Origin of the sequence: Gracilibacillus halotolerans (genome assembly GCF_014206945.1) — a bacterium.
Taxonomy (GTDB): Bacteria; Bacillota; Bacilli; order Bacillales; family Amphibacillaceae; genus Gracilibacillus; species Gracilibacillus halotolerans.
Map to the genome: position 1 here is coordinate 1 of NZ_JACHON010000001.1, position 3476 is coordinate 3476.

3 protein-coding genes are annotated in these 3476 nt (G+C 34.7%); 2 read left to right on the forward strand and 1 reads right to left on the reverse strand.

Features of this window, described 5'->3' with window-relative positions:
- The first annotated feature begins 408 nt into the window (after window positions 1–408).
- A complete protein-coding gene (locus GGQ92_RS00005; protein ID WP_184243254.1) occupies window positions 409–741 on the forward strand; it encodes a CvfD/Ygs/GSP13 family RNA-binding post-transcriptional regulator in 333 nt (110 codons plus the stop codon).
- 231 nt (window positions 742–972) lie between these two features.
- Window positions 973–2319, forward strand: a complete 1347-nt coding sequence (locus GGQ92_RS00010; RefSeq protein WP_184243256.1) for a glucose-6-phosphate isomerase — start codon at window positions 973–975, stop codon at window positions 2317–2319.
- A 47-nt stretch (window positions 2320–2366) separates the two neighbouring features.
- Here GGQ92_RS00010 and GGQ92_RS00015 read toward each other — a convergent pair whose 3' ends face one another.
- Window positions 2367–3365, reverse strand: coding sequence for a potassium channel family protein (locus GGQ92_RS00015; RefSeq protein ID WP_184243258.1), 999 nt, complete (start codon window positions 3363–3365; stop codon window positions 2367–2369).
- Window positions 3366–3476: the final 111 nt, after the last annotated feature.

Sequence of the window (3476 nt, forward strand, 5' to 3'; positions counted from 1 at the left end):
ACCTCCTTGATTACAATTGGACGAATTCGATTTCCATGTTTTCTTTTAAAGGATTCCCAATGTTGATGGTTGTCAAAAAAGATTTGTTTTAATATATTTTTCTTCATACTATAAAGATACCACAGTCATAAAGACTGTGGTAGAGCAAAAAACGACCCAGATTTTTATACTTTCTTATCTTTTAAAAAAAAGCAAAGCGATCAGATCGCTTTGCTATCCAGGGGGAATACGAGAAAGTCTTACATTTCTATTTATATCCGTTTACAAATATTTTAAACATCTTTTTTTTATAAAAATGAAATTTTGGAAAATTTCTAGATCTTATGTTAACATTACTTAATATTCATTTCATTCAATAAAAAGAAAATTAGGGTAGCTAATGAAATATAAAAGAAAGGAGAGGATGTTGTGGCGGACTATAAAATCGGTGATATAGTTGAAGGTAAAATAACAGGTGTACAACCTTATGGTGCGTTTGTATCTCTTAACGGTACGCATGGTCTTATTCATATTTCAGAAATTACAAACGCTTTTGTTCAAAACATCCATGATCACGTGAAAGAAGGAGAAACCGTTAAGGTTAAAATAATTGATATAGAAGAAGATAGTAAATATTCTTTGTCTCTTCGAGCGCTGGAAGAAGATAAGGGAAGAGAAAAACCATTTTCTAAGGAAGAAGAAGCCCAAGGTTTTAATATTCTAAAAGATAAGCTTAAGGATTGGATTAAACAATCCCAATAATAATGGAGAGTCAATCAAACAAGATTGGCTCTTTTCCGTATATATGATTAAAATAGTTTATTTACCATTTAGTATGTGTTATATCGGTAAAATTATGATATTAAGCCTCTTTATTTAAGTAATTAATCAATATTTGTAAAATAAATATGAAATATTGTACAACATTGCTTGATTTACTTGTGTGAATTCGGTACATTTAAGATTGAGAAACTTTGATGGAGGGAAAAATAAATGACACATGTACGCTTTGATTATGAGAAAGCACTCCCATTCTTTGGTGAGCATGAACTAGATTATCTAAACCAACAAGTTAAGCTAGCTCATGAAATGGTACATAATAAAACAGGCGCAGGTAGTGACTTTTTAGGTTGGGTTGATTTACCTACTAATTATGATAAAGAGGAATTTGCTCGAATTAAAAAGGCTGCAGATAAAATTAAATCAGATACCGATGTATTACTAGTAATTGGTATTGGTGGATCTTATCTTGGTGCACGCGCTGCAATCGACATGTTGAATCATTCTTTCTACAATGTGTTAGGTAAAGAAGATCGAAAGACACCTCAAGTGTTCTTTGTTGGAAATAGTATTAGCGCGCCATATTTAAACGATTTAATGGACGTATTGAAAGACAAAGACGTTTCTGTGAACGTTATTTCAAAAAGTGGTACAACTACTGAACCAGCCATTGCGTTCCGTATTTTCCGTAAATTCTTAGAAGAGAAGTACGGAGTGGAAGAAGCTAAGAAACGTATTTATGCTACAACAGACAAGGCAAAAGGAGCGCTTAAAACATTAGCGAATGAAGAAGGCTATGAAAGCTTCGTTATTCCTGATGATGTAGGTGGTCGTTATTCTGTATTAACGGCAGTTGGATTACTTCCAATCGCAGTGAGTGGAATCGATATTGATGAAGTAATGCAAGGAGCTCAAAAGGCACAAGAAGAATTAAGTGAGCAAGATCTATCAAAAAACCCAGCATATCAATATGCAGCAGTACGAAATGTACTATACAATAAAGGGAAAACAATTGAAATGCTCATTAACTATGAGCCTTCCTTACAATATTTCTCTGAATGGTGGAAACAATTATTTGGCGAAAGTGAAGGAAAAGATTTTAAAGGTATTTACCCATCTTCTGCTAACTTCTCAACAGATCTACACTCACTTGGACAATATGTTCAAGAAGGTAGAAGAGACATATTCGAAACAGTTTTACACGTAGAACAACCGAAGTCGGATATTACAATTGAAGCGGAAGAGCAAGACCTAGATGGCTTAAACTACTTAGCTGGTCAAACAATTGACTATGTCAATGAGAAAGCTTATCAGGGTACATTATTAGCGCATACAGATGGACAAGTACCAAACTTAATTGTACATTTACCTAAGTTAGATGCTTATACATTTGGTTATATTGTATACTTCTTCGAAAAAGCATGTGCAATTAGTGGCTACTTACTTGGAGTAAATCCATTTGATCAGCCAGGAGTAGAAGCATATAAGAAAAACATGTTTGCATTACTTGGTAAACCAGGCTTTGAAGCTGAAAAAGAAGAACTAGAAAAACGCTTATAATAGAAAATAGGATTGTGGAGTTCGTGACTCTGCAATCCTATTTTTATTCATGTTGTTAACTGGAGATAAATAAGATAGTCTTCCTTTTCTATTGTCGTGCCAGGGTTAGGCCCAAAAAGATTTTCTCCATTTCTTTGAATACCGATTAACCATATCTGCTGAGAAAGCAATACTTGAGCATATTCTTCGAAACTCTTCCCTATAGCGTTCTCCGGAATTTTATCCATAAAAAAATCAAAATGTGTCAATGTCTGATTAATAATATTAGCAACAGGAATTTCTGGATGTCTGACTGTTTGAAACAAGAGAGAACTCATCAATTCATTGGATTGAATAATGACATCGGCCCCAGCTCTAGCGATATTTTCTCGTTGGCTTTCCACTGCAATTTCTGAAATAATGAGTAGGGAAGGATTCATCCCTCTAGCTGCAAGCGTTGTAATTATTGTTTGGCGATCTACACTTGATTCATTCATGTTCGGATCAGAAGTGATAACGATTTTTTCAGCATGCGCAATATTTGCTTTTTGAAGCACACTATCCATGGATGCTTCTCCTTTAATAAAGTGAAAGTTATTCTTTCGATATAATATATTTTGTAACGTCTTATCAATTACCACTATATCTTTCGTGGGGTTTACGTTTTGTAAGGTGTTTACAAGAGCTTTTGTTCTCTCGTTCCATCCTACAATAATAATATGATTCGTTCCTTTGAATGTAACTTTACCTTCTGATAAATCTTGTTCATGTTTCACAGTTCCAATAGAAATAGTTGCCATATAGAAGGTAACCAAACCGCCTCCTGCGAGAATGAGCATAATACCGACAATTTTTCCGGTCAAGCTAAGGGGGACATAATCTCCATATCCAACAGTAGATCCTGTAACAAACGCCCACCAAATACCATCAAAGATTGTTGGGAAATGAACTGGCTCTAACATATGTATAAGTAAGCCGAATAGGAACATTAATAGTAAGACAGAGAGTAGCAGTCGAATAAAGATAGGTAAATGAAAGTAAAAACTTAACCATTTTTGTAAAAACATATCATCACCTTTTCCATTAAAGTGAGTGCGCCAAGCCTTACTTAAGCTTGTCGGGGGTGACCAGGCGCTGTCGCTTTTCTTATTAGTCTAGCTCCATCGCCTACCCCCTCG